Source organism: Vibrio sp. 10N.261.46.E11 (genome assembly GCF_041472735.1).
Taxonomy (GTDB): Bacteria; Pseudomonadota; Gammaproteobacteria; order Enterobacterales; family Vibrionaceae; genus Vibrio.
This window is the reverse complement of sequence record NZ_JBFRQW010000061.1, coordinates 57,819-79,125: the sequence shown is the minus strand read 5'-3', so window position 1 is coordinate 79,125 and position 21,307 is coordinate 57,819. Positions and strand designations below refer to the sequence as shown.

Here is a 21,307-nt window from a genome sequence, read left to right as displayed (position 1 = left end):
TTTGATTCCGAAGAATCTGTCATTACCTAAGTAATAACGTTTTGATATTCATCAACGAGTGCCCACACAGATTGATAGGTTTAAATTGTTAAAGAGCTTTTCCTTTTGAGCCTCGCTCAAATCGGACGGCCATTTTAGCGATTTAAGTTTTAGTGTCAACCACTATTTTCAAAACTTTTTTCAAGCGCTTAGCTTGGCTAATTTGACCTGCTGTTTCGTTTTCGCTTTTGAAACCTAAGCTTCGAAGCCATCCCGTGTCAGCGAGGTGGCATTATAGAGATTTCGATCACACTGGCAAGCCCTTTTTGAAATTTTTCTCGTTTTTTTATTCGTTCGATTAAAAAGAGTACAAAACACCTCAAAAGTAGGCTTTTCTCTTACATCTCTTGCAGTTTCTTAGAGAATAAAGAGACTTTTTCCCAGTTTGTGTACTCAACTTCCTTGGTTGTATCCGTTTCTCCACCTGTCATATTCATAATGAAGCGAATCATGGTTTTATCGAACCAGTTATAACGAGGGTAATAGAGGGCGCCAGCAAAAACACCGATCAAAGTAGGTTGCCACGGGGACTTAAGAAGGAACTTCTTAATATAAGCGCTACCTTCAGGAGTATCTTTGCCTTGGTCTTCTTTACGAGCCGTTAAGTTAACGCAAAAGAAAGCAACCTTGTTTGATTGCAACTGAGCAAGGTTGGCATCAATGAACTGATATAGCTTCTTATTAAGGTGCCCATAGCGAATAGATGCGCCAATCAAAACTCGGTCGTATTGAGCAAAGTCGACATTAGCAATGGTGTGCAGATCTTGAAGCTCACATTCGAACTCATTCATTTCTTCTTTTATATAGTTCAAGATTTTCTTGGTCTGCCCTTCACGGCTTGAATACAAAAATAGAGCTTTTGCCACAATATGTCCTTAGCTACGCCAAAACGTAGGGGTCAATAAAATTAATAAGGTGAATATCTCTAAACGGCCAAACAGCATGGATACGATCAACACCCATTTAGCCTTGTCATTCACATCGCCGAAGTGCATTGCCACTTCACCTAAGCCTGGACCAAGGTTATTCAATGTTGCAGCTACAGCAGAGAAAGCGCTTAGCTCATCCATCCCCGTAGCAATAAGAGCCAACATACAAACCACAAAAACCAATGCGTATGCAGAGAAGAAGCCCCAAACCGCATCAACGACACGTTGTGGTAGTGCCGAACCACCAACCTTGATGGTATAGACAGCACGCGGGTGGACAAGACGCTTCATTTCACGAGCACCCTGTAAAGTAAGCAGTAATATTCGAATGACTTTCATACCGCCACCCGTTGAACCTGCACAACCACCTATAAAAGAAGAGAACAGAAGAAGCACAGGTAAGAATAACGGCCACTCAGAGAAACCAGTGGTGGTGAAGCCTGCGGTTGTTGAAATAGATACTGTCTGGAACAACGCCTGATCGAAAGCATCATAATACGAATCGTAAGAATGATGATTCAGTAGTAACAAGAAACAAACTAAGAACAGGACGACTTGAATAAAGATAAAAGCGCGGAACTCAGGATCTTTCCAGTAATATTTAGGATGCACACCACCTGAAGCAAAGGCCGCAAAGTGAAGTGAATAGTTACACGCAGATATAAGAAGGAACACGACCGTAATCATATTGATAGCAGGGCTATTGAAATAGCCCATACTCGCATCGTGAGTCGAGAAGCCACCAATAGCAATGGTTGAGAAACTGTGGCTGATTGCATCAAAGAAACTCATACCTGCAAGCCAAAACGCTACCGCACAAGCAATAGTTAAGCTGAGATAGATATACCAGAGCGCTTTTGCCGTTTCAGCAATACGCGGGGTCATCTTGCTGTCTTTTACTGGACCCGGGATTTCAGCACGATATAGCTGCATACCACCGATACCCAGAACAGGAAGGATGGCTACTGCCAATACGATGATACCCATACCACCAAACCATTGTAGGAATTGGCGGTAAAATAGAATTGCTTTAGGTAAGTCATCGAGGCCAACAATTACGGTTGCACCTGTCGTTGTTAATGCAGAAAACGATTCGAAAAAGGCATCAGTAACGGAAACGCTCGGATTATCCGCGATCAAAAACGGCAGCGCACCAGCACTGCCGATTACCGTCCAGAACAACACCACAATGAGAAAGCCATCTCGCGCCTTCAATTCATGTTTATAGCGTCGGTTTGGAAACCAGCAAGTTGCTCCACAAAATAATAGAACAAAGAAAGTCGTCACAAATGGCACACCCGCACCATCTCTATAGATAAGTGCGACGAGCGCAGGTGCGAGCATTGATACACTAAAAAGTGCTAATAATAATCCGACGATTCGAATAATTGAGCGAAATTGCATGAGCTATTGAACGAAGCGAAATGCTTCACACTTCCTAGTTGTCTTTGACTTTCGTTACCAGTGCCTTAGCACCGCTTTTATTGATCATGGTTTGGGTAAACGAATCTACCTGCAGGAGCTCTATTTCAATAATAAGCTCAACTTGAACACCATAATCCGCTTGGACCTCAGCAGCTTGATGCTGAGCCATGATGGATTGCGCAATTGGCACAAAGCCATAGTCTAACTCTAGCCGTAATTTTGTGGTTATTTTTTTCTCGATTGTTTGAAGCAGCTTGAGAGCTTGTTGCACTCCTCCACCATAGGCCTTAACCAAACCACCCGTTCCAAGCTTAATTCCACCTGAATAACGAGTCACCACAGCCGTTAACTCACCCACACCAGAACCAGACAGTTGTGCCAAGATCGGCTTACCCGCAGTACCAGAGGGTTCACCATCATCGCTAAAACCCCAAAGCATTGAATCTTCAGGTCGCCCCGCCACAAAACCCCAACAATTATGTCGCGCTGATGAATGCTCTTTTTTTACCTGTTCTACGAACTGTTTAGCAGCTTCTACACTTGGAGTATGAGCAAGATGAGTAATGAAGACGCTCTTCTTTATCTCTTCTTCAAACAAAGCCGACGCAGACGGTATTAAATAGGGCTGTTCATTCATATCGTTAACTTAATTAATAAGAGCGGCGAAGTGTATCACGCGTGAATAATAAGGGTTAGAGGATCTGTGCTATCGCACAATGTTAAACAATTGTTTAAAAAATGTATTGAAATTCACCAAGCAGAGGTACAGACTAAGATAACTGGTCTTACCAGGTATTCTACAATAATAGAAAGATAACAAGATTCTCTCAAACAATCGTGGATTGTATGTCATGGAGATAGACAATGATTTACCAAGCTAACACCTTACAGGTAAAGGAATTACAAGATGGTATTGCAGAACTTAGCTTCTGTGCACCGGCCTCTGTAAACAAACTCGACCTTGCTACTTTAGAATCACTAGACAAAGCGTTAGATGCTCTTGATGCTCACGCTGGATTACGTGGTTTAATCTTAACTTCAAACAAAGACGCGTTCATCGTAGGCGCAGACATCACTGAATTTCTTGGCCTATTTGCTAAGCCAGAAGCAGAACTTGATGAATGGTTAAGATTCGCTAATTCAATTTTCAGCAAGCTCGAAGACCTTCCTGTCCCAACTCTTTCAATGATGCGTGGCCATGCCCTTGGCGGCGGCTGTGAATGTGTCTTAGCGACCGATTTCCGTATCGGTGACAAGACCACCAGCATAGGTCTACCAGAAACCAAACTTGGCATCATGCCTGGTTTTGGCGGTTGTGTGCGCCTACCTCGTGTTATCGGTGCTGACAGCGCGATGGAAATTATCACGCAAGGCAAAGCATGTCGTGCTGATGAAGCACTTAAAGTTGGCTTGTTAGATGCGATTGTTGAAACCGACCAACTACTAGAATCAGCGATCAACACGGTTTCTTTGGCAGCCAACGAGAAACTTGATTGGCAGCTACGCCGCAAACAAAAAACATCAGCGCTTTCACTAAGCAAACTAGAAGCGATGATGAGCTTTACCATGGCTAAGGGCTTAGTGGCTCAAAAAGCAGGGCCTCACTACCCAGCTCCGATTACTTCTGTGATTGCAATTGAAGAAGCAGCACGTAGCGATCGCGATGCAGCATTGGATATAGAGCGTAAACACTTCGTTAAGCTAGCGAAATCTGAAGAAGCGAAAGCATTGGTCGGCTTATTCTTGAATGACCAGTACATCAAAGGCCTAGCGAAACAAGCGGGTAAGTCTGCCAACAAAGCGACTGAACGTGCAGTCGTACTTGGTGCAGGCATCATGGGCGGCGGTATTGCTTACCAGTCAGCATTGAAAGGCGTGCCAGTGATGATGAAAGACATCGCACAAGCATCGCTTGATTTAGGTATGAACGAAGCTTCTAAGCTGTTGAATAAACGCTTATCACGCGGTCGCCTAGATGGATTCAAGATGGCAGGCATTCTGTCTTCTATTACTCCAAGTCTGCATTATGCAGGTGTTGAACAATCAGATGTGATTGTGGAAGCGGTTGTAGAAAATCCTAAAGTAAAAGCAGCAGTGCTGAGTGAAGTTGAAGGTCTCGTGGGTGAAGACACAGTTCTTACATCAAACACCTCAACGATTCCAATCAACCTGTTAGCGAAATCTTTGAAGCGCCCAGAAAACTTCTGTGGCATGCATTTCTTTAATCCAGTACATCGCATGCCTTTGGTTGAGATCATCCGTGGCGAGCGTACTTCAGAAGAAACCATTAATCGCGTAGTCGCTTACGCAGCGAAGATGGGCAAATCCCCTATCGTTGTTAACGACTGCCCAGGCTTCTTCGTAAACCGTGTACTTTTCCCTTACTTTGGCGGTTTCAGCATGTTGCTACGTGACGGTGCTGATTTCACTAAGATCGATAAAGTGATGGAGCGTAAGTTCGGTTGGCCAATGGGCCCAGCTTACTTGCTAGACGTTGTGGGTCTAGACACAGCACACCACGCACAAGCTGTAATGGCACAAGGTTTCCCTGAGCGTATGGGTAAAGAAGGTCGTGATGCGATCGACGCACTTTACGTTGCTGAAAAATACGGTCAGAAGAACGGCAGCGGTTTCTACACATACAGCGTAGACAAACGCGGTCGCCCGAAGAAGACCTTCTCTGAAGACATTCTTCCTATCTTGGCTGACGTATGCCAACAGCCGCAAGACTTTGATGACCAAACAATTATCCAACGTGTGATGATTCCTATGATCAACGAAGTGGTGCTTTGTTTAGAAGAAGGCATCATCGCGACACCGCAAGAAGCGGATATGGCACTGGTTTACGGTTTAGGCTTCCCTCCATTCAGAGGCGGCGTATTCCGCTACTTAGACAGTGTGGGCATTGGTAACTTCGTTGAAATGGCGAAAGGCTACCAAGACTTAGGTGCAATGTACCAAGTTCCTCAGCTATTGCTTGATATGGCAGCGAAGGGCGAAAGCTTTTACGACAGCCAACAAGCCAGTTCTCTGTAACCCACATTTGGAAAAGGAATAGCAAAATGAAAAATGTAGTTGTTGTTGATTGCCTTCGTACCCCAATGGGACGTTCCAAAGGTGGAGCTTTCCGTCACACTCGTGCTGAAGATCTGTCGGCACATTTGATGAAAGGCATTTTAGAGCGCAACCCAGAAGTAAACCCTGTCGAAATTGAAGATATTTACTGGGGTTGTGTACAACAAACGCTAGAGCAAGGCTTCAACGTTGCACGTAACGCTGCCTTGCTTGCTGGTCTACCGATTGAGATTGGTGCGGTGACGGTCAACCGTTTATGTGGTTCATCTATGCAAGCTCTGCATGATGCAACCCGCTCTATCATGGTTGGTGATGCTGAAATCTGCCTGATCGGTGGTGTGGAGCACATGGGCCACGTACCAATGAACCACGGTGTTGATTTTCACCCTGGCATGTCGAAACACGTAGCGAAAGCTGCCGGTATGATGGGCCTAACCGCTGAGATGCTAGGTAAAATGCACGGTATTAGCCGTGAAGACCAAGATGCATTCGCAGCACGCTCACATGCTCGTGCTCAGGCAGCAACAGTTGAAGGTCGTTTCAAAAATGAAATCCTGCCAACCGAAGCTCACGCAGCAGATGGTTCTCTATTTACCCTAGACTACGACGAAGTGATTCGTCCTGAAACCACGGTTGAAGGCCTATCCCAACTGCGTCCTGTATTTGACCCAGCAAACGGTACGGTAACAGCAGGTACTTCATCAGCACTGTCTGATGGTGCATCGGCAATGCTTATCATGAGCGAAGAGAAAGCCAACGCACTTGGCCTGAAGATTCGCGCTCGCGTGAAGTCGATGGCTATCGCTGGCTGTGATCCTTCAATCATGGGTTACGGCCCAGTACCAGCAACCCAAAAAGCACTAAAACGTGCGGGCCTAACCATTGAAGATATGGGTGTAATTGAGCTCAACGAAGCGTTTGCCGCTCAATCTCTTCCATGTGCGAAAGACCTAGGTCTACTGGATGTGGTTGATGAGAAAGTAAACCTTAACGGCGGTGCGATTGCTCTTGGTCACCCACTAGGCTGTTCTGGTTCTCGTATATCGACGACCCTAATCAACCTGATGGAAGCACAAGATGTGAAATACGGCTTAGCGACCATGTGTATTGGTTTAGGCCAAGGTATTGCAACGGTATTTGAACGCCCATAGCGATCACTGACGGTAATACTTGAAGGGTAATCTTTTGTGCAGCTATATTTATATAGCTGCACTTTTTATTACTCGACATCCAACAATACATGGATTCGTTCAGCGAACTTAGCGAAAGGAAATCACTACTTACATCTATGCACAAAACGCATAGATTCAATGTTGATGTTTCATTATTTTTTCTCGGATGATTCAACTAAAGTTACTTCAGTTTCCTAATATTCCTCCACGGAGCAGATCATGTTTAAAGCACTTGTACTAAACCAAGAAGACAAAAAAACTATCGCGTCAGTTTCTCAAATTGAAGAGTCTCAATTACCAGAAGGTAACGTGAAGATTGATGTTAGCTACTCTTCTTTGAACTACAAAGATGGTTTGGCGATTACAGGTAAAGGGCGCATTGTTCGCAACTTCCCTATGATTCCGGGTATCGACCTTTCTGGTGTGGTTTCACAATCTGATGACTCACGCTACAAAGCGGGCGACGAAGTTGTTCTAACGGGTTGGGGGGTTGGTGAAGGTCACTGGGGCGGCATGGCTGAGAAAGCAAGCCTAAACGGTGATTGGTTAGTACCAATGCCTGCAGGTCTTGACGCTAAGAAAGTAATGGCGATTGGCACAGCGGGCTTCACTGCGATGCTTTGTGTGCAAGCTATCGTAGATGCAGGCATCAAACCTGAAGACGGTGAAATCCTAGTAACAGGCGCAAGTGGCGGTGTAGGCAGTGTATCTATCACTCTACTAAACCAACTGGGTTACAAAGTCGCAGCAGTTACTGGCCGTGCTTCTGTAAACGGTGAACTACTTAAATCATTAGGCGCGACACGTATTGTAGAGCGTGCTGAACTAGAAGAACCAGCGAAACCACTAGAGAAACAACTGTGGGCTGGCGCTATCGATACCGTAGGCAGCAAAGTGCTTGCGAAGGTATTGGCTCAAATTGATTACAACGGTGCAGTTGCGATGTGTGGTCTAGCAGGCGGTTTTGACTTACCAACAACGGTAATGCCATTCATTCTGCGTAACGTTCGCCTACAAGGTGTGGATTCAGTAATGTGCCCTCGTGAAAAACGTATTAAAGCGTGGGAGCAACTGGCTGAGCTACTACCAGAATCTTTCTACGCTCAAGCAACCAAAGAAGTGCCTTTAGACGGTGCAATTCAAGCCGCAGAAGACATCACTAACGGTCAAATCACTGGTCGCGTAGTCATTAAACTATAGATTCTCAATCACAAAGTTATCAAACCTTAAGCGCCAGCGTTAGGCTTGGATAACCCAAAACAACAAAGGGCTGATTTATATCAGCCCTTTTGCGTTTTTGTCATTTGGGTCGAGTGAATCTAAACCAAGTCTTAGCTAACCCAAGCCGACATCCGCAATCCGTTTTTGAATCAACTCACCACATTCCTCTTTGACCACTCTTCTCAACCATTGTTGTGAAGCAGAAGAGTCGCAACGCGAGTGCCAGATCAGTGAGTAATCAAACGGCATAAACTCGAATGGCAGCGGCTTGACGACTAAGTCATAACGCTCAGCGACCAAATAAGCCAAATCAGCAGGTACAGTGATCACCAACGGCATTCTATCAACAATCGCCAATGCGGCTTCAAGATGATAAGCACGCAACACCATTTTTCGAGGCTGTTGATTAGCTAACGCGTTGTCTAATAAAGCCTTAACACCATCACTGATCGCAATCATCGCATGCGGGAGCGAAACATAATCTTCAAGGCTTAACGAACTGTCAGCCAAAGGGTGATTCTTAGATAGCAAGCACGATACACCCACCGGCCCCAGCACTTCTTGATGTAGTGGTGCGACGCTACCACTTGGACGGCAAATAGCCATATCAACACGTTCGGTGCTGAGCTGCTTAAACAAATGCTCATGCTGCAGCGGTGCAAACTCCAAAGATATATTTGGTGCTTGCTCATAAATCTTCGGCAACGCATAAGGCAGGATAGTTTGCATCGCATAGTCGGTGGTCGCGATCAGAAAACGCTCGCTGCAATAGTAAGGATCGAAATCACTCGGGCTAAGCAGTTGGCGGAATGACTCTAAAGGCTGATCAATACGCTGGCTGATCTCAAGTGCTTTCTTTGTGGGAATAAGGTGCTGACCTTGGCGTGTAAACAGGGGATCATTGAGTAGTTCTCTTAAACGCCCTAATACTCGGCTGGTTGCCGATTGGCTTAAGTTAAGACGAAGCGCGGCTTGACTAACACTGCCCTCTTCAATCAATACCTTTAAGGCGACCAGTAAATTCAGGTCTCTACGATAGATGTCTTCTAATTCCACGCCACTTACCTAGCTGTATACAATTATCATTGGTCACTAAGTTGTTTATAGCATGCTTTAGATAAAAAAAATCCCGCAATTACGCGGGGAAGCCCAAGAAAATCTGGGGATAGTGTCGGAATGTTGTCGTATCGGAATTTGCTTGTTGTATCCGGGTTAGTGCTCTTGCTCCTCGGCTATGCCTTGCCAACGGCGCATCTCTACCCAAATACCAATAATCGTTGCTACTATGCCAAAGATTGGCATTAGAGAGGTCTCTGTCGATGAGCGTAGTACTAACGCACAAAAAGAAATAAAACAGAGAACTGAATAAATTGTTAATCTATCTAATCCTGTCAACATCGCCACTCCTTAGCTAGTTGCCTTTGTCTCGAATTGTTACCAATTTGTTAATTAAGTTATAGGAGATGGTTCCATTTGCCAAGCACTTATTGCATATTTTTTCTGCAGACGTATTATTCACTCGTTAGATAGATATAGAGAAACAAACCATGACATTCAAACCTGAACTGGCAACCCACACTTTAGAAGCTGAAGGCCTGCGTTGCCCAGAACCAGTAATGATGGTCAGGAAGACAATTAGAAACATGCAGGATGGCGATGTGTTACTGGTAAAAGCTGACGATCCTTCGACAACTCGAGATATTCCGAGCTTTTGTCGATTCATGGATCACCAGTTGGTAGGCCAAGCAACAGAAACGTTGCCTTACCAGTATTTGATCAGAAAGGGATTGGAGGCGTAGCGCCCCACCGACTATCAAGTATCAAAAAAGCCGCTGGTACCTTATGTTCTTAAATAGAACTCAGAGTACCAGCGGCTTTTTGTTTATTCGCTTCTAGACTTGTTTTGCAGATGCTCCAGCTGATGCTGAATTTCTCGGATATCTTTGCGCATCGGAATAATATGCGCGACCCGAATCCAAGCCTCTACCGCAAGCCCGGTCATGATCATCGAACCCGCGACCATTGGCAGCCACATGTCCGTCAACACCATGCCTAGTAATGTAAGAGCCAAACCAAAGGTAAATAGATAACTTTGGCTTTGTGGAGTAATACCCATATAACGCGTCAACATAATCATGCCCTCGTGTTCTTAACTCACAAGATTAAAATATCATGACAAGTATGACAGTTATATGTCCATTCGCTCGATAAACCCCACAATACTGTAAGAGTATGACCTACAACACATTACTCTACTAATTGAGTATAATTAGCCTCAATACCACCTATTAATAGAAAGCCGCAGCAATAGCCAAACCAACGAACAACAAGGCCGTGATCTTACGAATCAGGTCAAGCGGCATCTTGTCTGCCGATAGTTTACCAATGATCACCACAGGCACATTCGCCAATAACATACCAATGGTAGTACCCAGAATCACCCACGCTAATGCATCCGCATATTGAGCCCCTAGGATAGAGGTCGCAATCTGGGTTTTATCACCGATCTCAGCAATAAAGAAAGCGATAAAACTGGCGACAAACGGGCCTCGGTTTGAGATCTGTTCATCGTCATCTAACTTATCCGGAATCAGAATCCACCCCGCCATCGCAATGAAACTGACCACCAGCACCCACTTTAAGACTTCAGGAGATAAGTAATCTGCGACCACAACCCCGAGCCATGCTGCAAGGGCATGATTGGCAATGGTGGCAAAGAAGATAGCCGCGATGATAGGTATCGGCTTGCGATATCGACTGGCTAATAAAAGAGATAGCAACTGAGTCTTATCACCGATCTCGGCTAAGGCGACAGTTGTAATTGAAATTGCTAAAACGCTCACGACATGCTCATTTGGGATGGAGATTATTATATTTAACCAAAGACAAACCTCGCGCCCCATCCCGGTTCACGATGCTTGTCTAAGGTCTTGCTAAGCGCCACCAAGGTGGTGGTTGCCTCGAACGCCATGATGATTTTGCATCAATTATGTTGACGAACGAACTCATTCAATAGGATATGAATAAGTAAGCTACTCCCCAAAGACCGCGAGATTTTAATCACCCACGCTTTCAAACACAAGTGTCAAACTTATCAAAATATCCACTTGTGCCGAAAAACAAACATTAAAGGCAAAAAAATCCACTAAACGACATTTTAGACCACTAATTAAACAAGATTACCCCTACTCGCTTTACGAATATCTCGGTATACTCAGAGGTTATTTTTCTCATTCATTTAAAAGAATCGCGCGAACCTGACTATGCAAAAATACGATATCAAAACCTTCCAGGGAATGATCCTCGCGCTGCAGGATTACTGGGCTCAAAACGGTTGTACCATTGTTCAACCTCTAGATATGGAAGTAGGTGCAGGCACCTCTCACCCAATGACATGTCTACGAGCACTTGGCCCAGAGCCAATGTCTACAGCTTACGTTCAACCTTCTCGTCGTCCGACCGATGGCCGTTACGGTGAAAACCCTAACCGTCTGCAGCACTACTACCAATTCCAAGTAGCGCTAAAACCATCGCCAGACAATATCCAAGAGTTGTACCTAGGCTCCCTAGAGGTTCTTGGTGTTGACCCACTTGTTCACGACATTCGCTTCGTTGAAGATAACTGGGAAAACCCAACACTAGGCGCATGGGGCCTTGGTTGGGAAGTATGGCTAAACGGCATGGAAGTAACACAGTTTACTTACTTCCAACAGGTTGGCGGCCTTGAGTGTAAACCTGTAACAGGTGAGATCACTTACGGTATCGAGCGTCTAGCAATGTACATCCAGGAAGTAGATTCTGTTTACGACCTAGTATGGAACGTAGCACCAGACGGTTCTAACGTGACTTACGGTGACATCTTCCACCAAAACGAAGTTGAGCAATCAACCTACAACTTCGAGCACGCAGACGTAGATTTCTTATTCACTTTCTTCGATCAGTGCGAGAAAGAGTGTAAAGAGCTACTTGAGCTTGAGAAGCCACTTCCGCTTCCAGCTTACGAGCGCATTCTAAAAGCAGGTCACGCATTCAACATCCTTGATGCGCGCAAAGCTATCTCTGTAACAGAGCGTCAACGTTACATCCTTCGTATCCGCAACCTGACTAAATCAGTTGCTGAGGCGTACTACGCGTCACGTGAAGCGCTTGGCTTCCCAATGTGCCGATCTGTAGAAGAAAAAGGAAGGTAAATAATCATGGCGAAGAATTTTCTAATTGAACTGGGTACGGAAGAGCTTCCACCAACAGCACTTCGTTCTCTAGCAGAAGCCTTTGCTTCTAACTTTGAAGCAGGTCTTAAAACGGCTGAGCTTTCTCACGAAGGCATCAAGTGGTACGCAGCACCTCGTCGTCTAGCACTTAAAGTAACAGCACTGGCTGAAGGCCAAGCGGACAAAGTGGTTGAGAAACGTGGTCCTGCTGTTTCTGTAGCATTCGATGCAGAAGGCAACGCGACTAAAGCAGCACAAGGTTGGGCTCGTGGTAACGGTATTACTGTTGAGCAAGCTGACCGTCTGAAAACAGACAAAGGCGAGTGGCTTCTTTTCAAACAAGAAGTAGCTGGCAAACCTGTTCAAGAATTGGTGATGGACATCGCTGCGAAAGCACTAGCTGGCCTGCCAATCCCTAAAGCAATGCGCTGGGGTAACTCAGACATTCAATTTATCCGTCCAGTGAAAACACTGACAGTACTACTAGGTGATGAGCTTGTTGAAGGCGAAATCCTAGGCGTAGCATCTGCTCGTACTATCCGTGGCCACCGTTTCATGGGCGAACAAGAGTTCACAATCGATTCTGCTGACCAATACCCTGCGATCCTAGAAGAGCGCGGTAAAGTAATGGCGGATTACGAAGCGCGTAAAGCGATCATCCTTGCTGACTCTCAAAAAGCGGCAGCAGCGGTTGGCGGTAAAGCTGACCTAGAAGATGACCTTGTTGAAGAAGTAACGTCTCTGGTTGAATGGCCAGTAGTACTTACAGCGAAGTTTGAAGAAGAGTTCCTAAAAGTACCTTCTGAAGCTTTGGTTTACACCATGAAAGGCGACCAGAAGTACTTCCCAGTGTATGACGCTGATAAAAATCTTCTGCCAAACTTCATCTTCGTTTCGAACATCGAGTCTAAAGAGCCTCGTCACGTTATCGAAGGTAACGAGAAAGTTGTACGTCCACGTCTTGCTGATGCTGAGTTCTTCTTCAACACAGACCGTAAGCGCCCGCTGATCGACCGTCTTCCAGAGCTAGACCAAGCTATCTTCCAGAAGCAGCTTGGTACTATCAAAGACAAAACAGACCGCATCACAGAACTTGCTGGCTACATCGCTGAGCAAATCGATGCTGACGTTGAGAAATCTAAGCGCGCAGGCCTGCTGGCTAAGTGTGACCTAATGACATCTATGGTATTCGAATTCACGGATACACAAGGTGTAATGGGCATGCACTACGCGACTCACGATGGTGAAGACGAGCAAGTTGCACTAGCACTTTACGAGCAGTACATGCCTCGTTTCGCTGGTGACGACCTACCAAGCACGGGTATATCTTCAGCAGTTGCAATGGCAGACAAGCTAGACACTATCGTAGGTATCTTCGGTATTGGCCAAGCACCAAAAGGTTCTGACCCATTCGCTCTACGTCGTGCATCACTAGGTGTACTACGTATCATCGTTGAAAACGGCTACAACCTAGACCTAACGGATCTGATCGGTAAAGCGAAAGAGCAACTAGGCGACAAGCTGACTAACGAAAACGTAGAAGCTGACGTTATCGACTTCATGCTAGGTCGTTTCCGTGCATGGTACCAAGATGCTGGTTTCAGCGTTGATATCATCCAAGCGGTACTAGCACGTCGTCCAACTAAGCCAGCTGACTTTGACCAACGTGTTAAAGCAGTTTCTCACTTCCGTGAACTGGAAGCAGCAGAAGCACTAGCAGCAGCGAACAAGCGTGTAGGTAACATCCTTGCGAAATTCGATGGCGAGCTACCAGCTGAAATCGACCTAACGCTTCTTCAAGAAGACGCAGAGAAAGCACTGGCTGAAAACGTTGAAGTAATGACGGAAGCACTAGAACCAGCATTCGCGACAGGCAACTACCAAGAAGCCCTAAGTAAGCTTGCTGATCTACGTGAACCGGTTGATGCATTCTTCGATAACGTAATGGTTATGGCTGATGACGAAGCGCTTAAGAAGAACCGTCTAACGCTACTGAACAACCTACGTAACCTGTTCCTACAGATTGCTGACATCTCTCTACTGCAAAAATAAGCACGAGTGAGACAGTTGCTCTCAGTCATACTCTGAGCAACCAAAGGGAAATCCCCAAAGGGAAGCGAAAGCTTCCCTTTTTGTTTTTGTAAACCAAGCATTGTTGAGTTTTTTTCGTGTGAGGGCAATTCGTGCTTTGCGCCGCAAAAACATTGCGGTATGTTCAAAGATTACCCACTGTAACCCGCCACGCTCGGGTTCATAAGATTGATCATAATCTACGAATAATAATCACAATGAATTAGGTATACGAAGCAATGCAATTCTCAAAGTTTGGTGAAAAGTTTAATCGATACTCTGGAATCACTCGTTTAATGGATGATTTGAATGATGGCCTGCGCACTCCTGGTGCAATAATGCTCGGTGGTGGTAACCCAGCCGCTATCCCAGCCATGCTCGATTACTTTAACCAAGCCAGTGCCGACATGCTTGCCAGTGGAGAACTCATCGCCGCCCTCGCCAACTACGATGGTCCGCAGGGCAAAGACAGCTTCATTAAGTCGTTAGCGGCGATGCTAAAAGAAACTTATGGTTGGGACATCAGCGAAAAGAACATCAGCCTGACTAATGGCAGTCAGAGTGGCTTCTTTTACCTATTCAACCTGTTAGCGGGTCAACAGCCAGACGGTTCTCACAAGAAGATATTGTTGCCGATCGCACCAGAATACATCGGCTACGGCGATGCGGGCATTGATGACGATATTTTTATCTCTTACCACCCAGAGATCGAGCTGCTTGAAAACAGACAGTTCAAATACCACGTCGATTTTGAACAGCTCAAGGTTGATGACTCGGTTGCCGCTATCTGTGCTTCTCGCCCAACCAACCCAACCGGTAACGTACTGACCGACGAAGAGGTGCGTAAACTGGATAAACTGGCGCGTGAAAACAACATCCCGCTACTGATCGATAATGCCTATGGCCTACCGTTTCCAAACATCATCTTTGAAGATGTGGAACCGTTCTGGAATGAAAATACCATTCTGTGCATGAGCCTATCTAAACTTGGCCTGCCGGGTGTACGTTGCGGTATCGTGATTGCGAGCGAAGAGGTCACACAAGCGCTGACTAACATGAATGGCATTATTAGCCTAGCGCCAAGCAGCGTTGGCCCTGCAATTGCTAACCACATGATTGAGAACGGTGACCTACTGCGTTTAAGCAGCGAAGTAATTAAGCCTTTCTACAAAGAGAAATCTTTGCGCGCGGTTGAGTTGTTACAGCAAGCTATCGATGACCCACGCTTCCGTATCCACAAGCCTGAAGGTGCTATCTTCTTGTGGTTATGGTTTGATGAACTGCCGATCACCACCATGGAACTTTACGACCGCTTGAAAGCTCGCGGCGTATTGATTGTTCCGGGAGAGTACTTCTTTATAGGTCAAGAAGACGAGTGGGATCATGCTCATCAGTGCTTGCGTATGAACTACGTGCAAGATGATGAAGCGATGCAGAAAGGCATTAACGTTATTGCTGAAGAAGTGAAAAAGGCTTACAGCGAAAGCAAATAGATATTCCCTACTCGGTATGGAATGACGTTAGAAGGACAAATAAAAAGAGCACCGACCTTCTTCAAGGTACTGGTGCTCTTTCACTTTTACTTCCCGATAATTTTTAGCTCTAAGGAGCTAACAGCAATTAACCTTCTAGTAGGCTATTACCATTAATAGCAATCTTACGTGGTTGCATCGCTTCAGGGATTTCGCGTTCTAGGTCGATGTGAAGAAGACCATTTTCCATGCTCGCACCGACCACTTTTACGTAGTCTGCCAGCTGGAATTTGCGCTCGAAGTCACGCTCTGCGATACCTTGGTATACGAAGGTTTTCTCAGCTTCTGCTTTACGCTCTCCTTTCACAATTAGCATGTTCTCTTTCTGAGTCAGATCTAATTGATCATCTGCAAAGCCAGCAACCGCCATAGTGATACGGTAATTGTTCTCGTCTTTTTGCTCGATGTTGTATGGAGGGTAACCGCCAGAAGTGTTCTTCGATGTGTTCGCTTCCATCATGTTGAATAGACGATCGAAGCCGATTGCGTTGCGGTAAAGTGGAGTGAAATCTACAGTTCTCATAATGCTATCCTTTTAGTAAGCAATAGTCTTAGCCGTGAATTTTACTTAGATCGAACCTGTGTATGATCCAGTAAACAGCTAAGAGATTCAATTCGCATTCCTCGGGTTTCACCTTTGTTGGCGACAACACTGGGACATGACAATGAATCAATTTTTAAGTTGTGTGCTGCGAAAGTTATCCTCAATCGAGCGATACTTCGTCAGCGGTAATGAAGGTTCTGTTTCTTCTCTTTTGAGCAAGACAGCTTTCCTCTTCACAACTAGATATGTGGTCAAGCACACATGAAATCAATACTTCCAATATAAATAAAATTCTGCTTTATAAAATCTAATTAAATTGCAGACATATAGTTCCTATAGTCAAAGATAAAACTCTCACCCTCTCTATTACAAAGCTCTAACAAAGTCTATGATTACAATACAATCACTATTCTCATTTTAAATAAGCTTATTGTATGGAAATCTTTCTGAAAATTTCTCGACCTTATATAACAACATGTATCCTTTTCGTGATGCTGATGTGTTTATCTTTATGGTTTATTGAACTAGCAACGAAAATTGAAGAAAAAGAAAAGAAACAACTCGTCAATCAAGTCGCCATCATTCAAGCAAGCGGTCTAGAAAAAGTTCTCCACACAGCCTTAACCGCCTCAACCCAAATGTTAGCAATCGAGCTTATACAAAATGAAGGAAACTTTAATCACTTCGAAGAATACGCCCAAGAAGTCCTATTGTTTAGTTCAGTCATTACCAACCTTCAGCTTGCTCCTAATGGAATTATTCAGAAAATATACCCTTTGCAAGGACATGAAAAAGCAATTGGGCATAACTTACTCCTCGATGAATCTCGCCGTAAAGAGGCATTTCTAGCCGCACAAAGTAATAAGCTCACCTTGGCGGGGCCTTTTTCACTCAAGCAAGGTGGGGAAGCTATTGTTGCTCGTCGGCCAGTCAATCTTAAAAAACAAAACGAGGAAGTATTCTGGGGGTTTGCGAATGCTCTCATTATGTTAGATGACCTAATTGAACAAAGTTCTCTAACGACACTCAAAGATAAGCAATTGCATTTCCAGTTGTCTCGCCTTCACCCTGACACTGGAAAAAATGACATATTTCGTGGTCAGCCTATACCTGAAAATTGGCTCACTAGTACCGCTACTATCAAGGTTCCAAATACAGAGTGGGCACTGACTATTGGCTTAGACCCTAATACCCATGGTTTTAGCTCGATTACCCTTAAATTGCTACTGGCTCTGATTATCTGCTCATTGCTTAGCTATTGCTTTCTTTATTACGCAATGCTCCCTAGAAAGCTACAAAATGCCGTTGATTTAAAAACGGAACAACTGCACCACTTAGCCAATACTGACATGCTCACAGGGCTACATAACCGTAGAAAATTTAACAAAAGATTAGATGAAATTATTGTTGAAGTTGAAGATAAAAAAGTCAGTTACACGCTGTTTTATTTTGATGTTGATAATTTTAAAGAGATCAATGACCAGTTTGGCCACTTTGTTGGTGACCAAGTATTAAAAGAGATAAGCCGTAGGCTTAACACCCACTTCACGTATGCCGATACGATTACTCGTATTAGTGGGGATGAATTCGCGCTATTAACTGTTTGCCAATCAGAATCTCAAGTGAACAAGACAGCGAACAAACTGATAAACCAACTCTCAGCTTCATGGAGTTACTTAAATCAAACAATAAACCTTTCGGTATCAATGGGGGTTGTACAGATCCCTCTTGATGGCGATAACTCCGAACTTATAATGAAAAATGTCGATTTCGCTATGTATCAAGCTAAGCATAATGGACGAAATCAGTTCAATATATTTAATCAAGAGACAAGAAAAAAAGAAGCGGAAAAAAGTAAGCTATTCAATGATCTTCAAAGCGCTATAACCAACAAAGAGTTTGTTCTTCACTACCAACCAATCTATAACATCAATACGCAATACATTGACTTTTATGAAGCGCTTGTTCGCTGGCAGCATCCTACGCATGGGCTGTTGTACCCAGATAGATTTATTCAGATGGCTGAGCAATCTGGACTCATCAGTGATATTGGGTACTGTGTGCTAGAAGAAGTCTGTTCGTTAATCGCGCAGCTTCCAAATGAAGAAAAACCCGTTATCTCGATTAACTTATCGGCATGCCAGCTAAAGGATGAGAATATTTATGATCGCATTATAAGCATACTCGAAAGCCACAAGGTTAACCCTCAAAACATCAAATTGGAAATAACCGAAACCACGTTAATGCACAACCTTCAGCAATGCTCTGACTTATTATTGCGTTTTCAACAATTGGGAATGTCTGTTGCCATTGATGACTTTGGAACAGGGTACTCATCTCTTGCTATTTTAAAAGACCTACCAGCAAACTACTTAAAAATCGATAAATCCTTTATCGATAATATTCATACCAATAAAGGAGACCGAAAGGTCGCCCACAGCATTATAAACCTTGCACATAACTTAGAGATGAAGGTTGTAGCAGAAGGCATAGAAACATTAGATCAAGAGCAGCTGCTTCAAGAGTATCAATGTGATTTAGGGCAAGGCTATCTATTTGGTCGTCCTACGCCATTTAAGCATGGTAATGCTTAGTTTAGAACTGAACTTGTAGGTATAAAAAAACGCAGGCTTTATCACCTGCGTTTCTATTTAATTACCTATAAAGTTACACATCCAAGTTAGCAACTTTAAGAGCATTCTCTTCGATGAAGTTACGACGCGGTTCTACTTGGTCGCCCATCAACGTTGTAAACAACAGATCCGCACCAACAGCATCTTCAATCGTTACTTGCATCATACGACGAGTTTCAGGATCCATTGTCGTCTCCCAAAGTTGATCAGGGTTCATCTCACCTAGACCTTTGTATCGCTGTAGGCTTAGACCACGACGAGACTCTTTCACTAACCAGTTCAGAGCATCAACGAAGCTAGAAACTTCTTGAGTACGCTCACCACGCTTAATGTAAGCGCCTTCTTCAATCAAGCCATCAAGTGCTTCAGAAAGATCCGCTAGCTTACCAAACTCTTTAGAGTTAATAAGATCGATGCTCAGTAGGTGTTCATGAGTCACACCATGAGTACGAACCACAATCTTAGGAACGCTTAAGCCTAGCTCTTCGTGTTTTTCAACTTCAAGGCTGTATTGGCTCGCACCTACTTCTTTCCCGTTTAGCTGCTCAACAAGCTGCTTACCCCAAGCTTCAACTGCCGCATCATCATGACACTGCTCAGCCGTTAGACGAGGAACGTAAATCAGTTCGTGAACCAATGCACGTGGGTAACGGCGGCTCATACGATCAACAAGCTTGATGCCTGCATTGTATTGCTGAACAAGCTTCTCTAAACCTTCACCTGCAAATGCTGGCGCTTCAGGGTTAACGTGCAGTTCTGCATTGTCTAGAGCCAAAGATACTTGATACTGGTTCATTGCATCTTCATCTTTAATATACTGCTCTTGCTTACCCTTCTTCACTTTGTAAAGTGGCGGTTGAGCAATGTAGATGTAGCCACGTTCAATCAGCTCTGGCATTTGACGGTAGAAGAACGTCAGTAGCAGAGTACGGATGTGAGAACCATCGACATCGGCATCGGTCATGATGATGATGTTGTGGTAACGCAGTTTATCTGGGTTGTATTCGTCACGGCCAATACCACAACCAAGAGCTGTGATTAGCGTTGCTACTTCTTGAGAAGACAGCATTTTATCGAAACGTGCTTTCTCTACGTTAAGGATTTTACCTTTCAGCGGTAGGATTGCTTGGTTCTTACGGTTACGACCCTGCTTAGCTGAACCGCCAGCAGAGTCTCCTTCCACAATATATAGTTCAGACAGTGCAGGATCTTTTTCCTGACAGTCAGCAAGCTTACCTGGAAGACCCGCTAAATCTAATGCGCCTTTACGACGAGTCATTTCACGAGCTTTACGCGCTGCATCACGAGCACGTGCTGCATCAATAATTTTAGAACAAACTGTTTTCGCTTCACCTGGGTTCTCAATCAGGAACTCAGACAACTTCTCACCCATTGTAGATTCAACGGCAGACTTCACTTCTGAAGAAACCAGCTTATCTTTAGTTTGGCTTGAGAACTTAGGATCAGGCACTTTAACAGAAACAATCGCTGTCAAACCTTCACGAGCATCATCACCAGAGGTCGCCGTCTTCGCTTTCTTAGAGAAGCCTTCCTTGTCCATGAAGCTGTTCAGAGTACGCGTTAGCGCCGCACGGAAACCAGCTAAGTGAGCACCACCATCGCGTTGAGGGATGTTGTTGGTGAAACAGTAGATATTTTCTTGGTAGCCGTCATTCCACTGCATCGCAACTTCAACGGTAATACCGTCTTCACGCTCAGAGTTGAAGTGGAAGATTTTTTGGATGATTGGCGTTTTGTTGGTATTAAGGTGTTCAACAAACGCTTGGATACCACCTTCGTATTCGAAGTGATCCATTTTGTCTTCTTCGCGCTCATCAATTAGCTTAATAGATACACCTGAGTTCAAGAATGATAGCTCACGTAGACGCTTAGCTAAAATGTCGTAATGGAACTCGATGTTAGTGAAGGTTTCTTCACTCGGCCAGAAACGAATCTCTGTACCTGTTTTATCCGTGTCACCGATAACCGCTAGTGGCGCTTGAGGCTCACCGTGGCTGTAGGTTTGAGTGTGGATTTTACCACCACGGTGGATAGTAAGAGTAACTTGCTTAGAAAGTGCGTTAACTACTGAAACACCAACACCGTGCAGACCACCAGATACCTTGTACGAGTTATCATCGAACTTACCACCAGCGTGAAGAACCGTCATGATTACTTCTGCTGCTGATACGTTTTCTTCTGGGTGCAATTCTGTTGGAATACCACGGCCGTCATCGCTTACAGACACTGAACTATCTTCATGGATAGTTACAATAATGTCATTACAGTGACCAGCTAGCGCTTCATCAATAGAGTTATCTACCACCTCAAAAACCATGTGGTGCAGACCGGTACCATCATCCGTGTCGCCAATGTACATTCCAGGACGCTTACGTACCGCATCCAGACCCTTCAGTACTTTAATACTCGATGAATCGTAATTATCTGACATAGTT

17 protein-coding genes and 1 riboswitch are annotated in these 21,307 nt (G+C 44.6%); of the genes, 8 read left to right on the top strand and 9 right to left on the bottom strand.

Going from position 1 to position 21,307, the window contains the following annotated elements; all coding sequences use genetic code 11:
* Positions 1-377: 377 nt before the first annotated feature.
* Genes hemG through AB4407_RS18520 form a run of 3 tightly spaced genes read right to left on the bottom strand, consistent with a single transcriptional unit; the run spans position 378 to position 3,030 of the window.
* Entirely contained in the window at positions 378-905 is a 528-nt protein-coding gene (hemG, locus tag AB4407_RS18530; protein WP_372121576.1) for a menaquinone-dependent protoporphyrinogen IX dehydrogenase, read from the bottom strand.
* A 9-nt stretch (positions 906-914) separates the two neighbouring features.
* On the bottom strand, positions 915-2,372 hold the full coding sequence (locus tag AB4407_RS18525) for a TrkH family potassium uptake protein (RefSeq protein ID WP_012602960.1): 1,458 nt from the start codon (positions 2,370-2,372) through the stop codon (positions 915-917).
* 34 nt (positions 2,373-2,406) lie between these two features.
* Entirely contained in the window at positions 2,407-3,030 is a 624-nt protein-coding gene (locus tag AB4407_RS18520) for a YigZ family protein (protein WP_372121575.1), read from the bottom strand.
* Between the two features lie 227 nt (positions 3,031-3,257).
* On the opposite strand from AB4407_RS18520, the gene fadB reads away from it, so the two are divergent.
* From fadB to AB4407_RS18505, 3 genes are all read left to right on the top strand, one after another.
* The gene (gene fadB, locus AB4407_RS18515) at positions 3,258-5,429 is read left to right on the top strand and encodes a fatty acid oxidation complex subunit alpha FadB (RefSeq protein WP_372121574.1); all 2,172 of its coding nucleotides are present in this window, start codon (positions 3,258-3,260) and stop codon (positions 5,427-5,429) included.
* A gap of 26 nt (positions 5,430-5,455) precedes the next feature.
* Positions 5,456-6,619: an acetyl-CoA C-acyltransferase FadA gene (gene fadA / locus AB4407_RS18510; RefSeq protein WP_017058821.1), complete on the top strand. Its 1,164-nt coding sequence runs from the start codon at positions 5,456-5,458 to the stop codon at positions 6,617-6,619.
* A 240-nt stretch (positions 6,620-6,859) separates the two neighbouring features.
* Positions 6,860-7,840 carry an MDR family oxidoreductase gene (locus tag AB4407_RS18505; RefSeq protein WP_372121573.1) on the top strand — a complete coding sequence of 327 codons (981 nt, stop codon included), beginning with the start codon at positions 6,860-6,862 and terminating at the stop codon, positions 7,838-7,840.
* A gap of 135 nt (positions 7,841-7,975) precedes the next feature.
* Here the strand turns inward: AB4407_RS18505 and AB4407_RS18500 are convergent, their stop codons facing one another.
* Positions 7,976-8,917, bottom strand: a complete 942-nt coding sequence (locus AB4407_RS18500; RefSeq protein WP_171368709.1) for a LysR substrate-binding domain-containing protein — start codon at positions 8,915-8,917, stop codon at positions 7,976-7,978.
* Between the two features lie 156 nt (positions 8,918-9,073).
* The gene (locus tag AB4407_RS18495; protein ID WP_004736674.1) at positions 9,074-9,259 is read right to left on the bottom strand and encodes a hypothetical protein; all 186 of its coding nucleotides are present in this window, start codon (positions 9,257-9,259) and stop codon (positions 9,074-9,076) included.
* 149 nt (positions 9,260-9,408) lie between these two features.
* Here AB4407_RS18495 and tusA point away from each other — a divergent pair, with 149 nt between their 5' ends.
* On the top strand, positions 9,409-9,660 hold the full coding sequence (gene tusA / locus AB4407_RS18490; RefSeq protein WP_004736675.1) for a sulfurtransferase TusA: 252 nt from the start codon (positions 9,409-9,411) through the stop codon (positions 9,658-9,660).
* Positions 9,661-9,743: 83 nt separating this feature from the next.
* Here the strand turns inward: tusA and AB4407_RS18485 are convergent, their stop codons facing one another.
* Positions 9,744-9,998, bottom strand: a complete 255-nt coding sequence (locus tag AB4407_RS18485) for a hypothetical protein (protein WP_009848161.1) — start codon at positions 9,996-9,998, stop codon at positions 9,744-9,746.
* A gap of 151 nt (positions 9,999-10,149) precedes the next feature.
* The gene (locus AB4407_RS18480; protein WP_017058817.1) at positions 10,150-10,704 is read right to left on the bottom strand and encodes a TMEM165/GDT1 family protein; all 555 of its coding nucleotides are present in this window, start codon (positions 10,702-10,704) and stop codon (positions 10,150-10,152) included.
* A gap of 34 nt (positions 10,705-10,738) precedes the next feature.
* Positions 10,739-10,914, bottom strand: a riboswitch (yybP-ykoY riboswitch).
* Positions 10,915-11,124: 210 nt separating this feature from the next.
* Here AB4407_RS18480 and glyQ point away from each other — a divergent pair.
* The 3 genes from glyQ to AB4407_RS18465 all read left to right on the top strand — a co-directional run bounded on the left by glyQ (position 11,125) and on the right by AB4407_RS18465 (position 15,635).
* Positions 11,125-12,051, top strand: a complete 927-nt coding sequence (glyQ, locus tag AB4407_RS18475; protein ID WP_372121572.1) for a glycine--tRNA ligase subunit alpha — start codon at positions 11,125-11,127, stop codon at positions 12,049-12,051.
* 6 nt (positions 12,052-12,057) lie between these two features.
* Positions 12,058-14,124 (top strand): glycine--tRNA ligase subunit beta, encoded by a 2,067-nt coding sequence (gene glyS, locus AB4407_RS18470; protein WP_372121571.1) that lies wholly within the window; start codon positions 12,058-12,060, stop codon positions 14,122-14,124.
* 257 nt (positions 14,125-14,381) lie between these two features.
* Positions 14,382-15,635, top strand: a complete 1,254-nt coding sequence (locus AB4407_RS18465; RefSeq protein WP_372121570.1) for a valine--pyruvate transaminase — start codon at positions 14,382-14,384, stop codon at positions 15,633-15,635.
* A 127-nt stretch (positions 15,636-15,762) separates the two neighbouring features.
* On the opposite strand, the gene AB4407_RS18460 is transcribed toward AB4407_RS18465, so the two are convergent.
* Positions 15,763-16,197, bottom strand: a complete 435-nt coding sequence (locus AB4407_RS18460; RefSeq protein ID WP_017080845.1) for an Hsp20 family protein — start codon at positions 16,195-16,197, stop codon at positions 15,763-15,765.
* Positions 16,198-16,715: 518 nt separating this feature from the next.
* Here AB4407_RS18460 and AB4407_RS18455 point away from each other — a divergent pair.
* Complete coding sequence (locus tag AB4407_RS18455) at positions 16,716-18,812, top strand: EAL domain-containing protein (RefSeq protein ID WP_372121569.1); 2,097 nt, start codon at positions 16,716-16,718, stop codon at positions 18,810-18,812.
* A gap of 73 nt (positions 18,813-18,885) precedes the next feature.
* Here AB4407_RS18455 and gyrB read toward each other — a convergent pair whose 3' ends face one another.
* Entirely contained in the window at positions 18,886-21,303 is a 2,418-nt protein-coding gene (gene gyrB, locus AB4407_RS18450) for a DNA topoisomerase (ATP-hydrolyzing) subunit B (protein ID WP_372121568.1), read from the bottom strand.
* Positions 21,304-21,307: the final 4 nt, after the last annotated feature.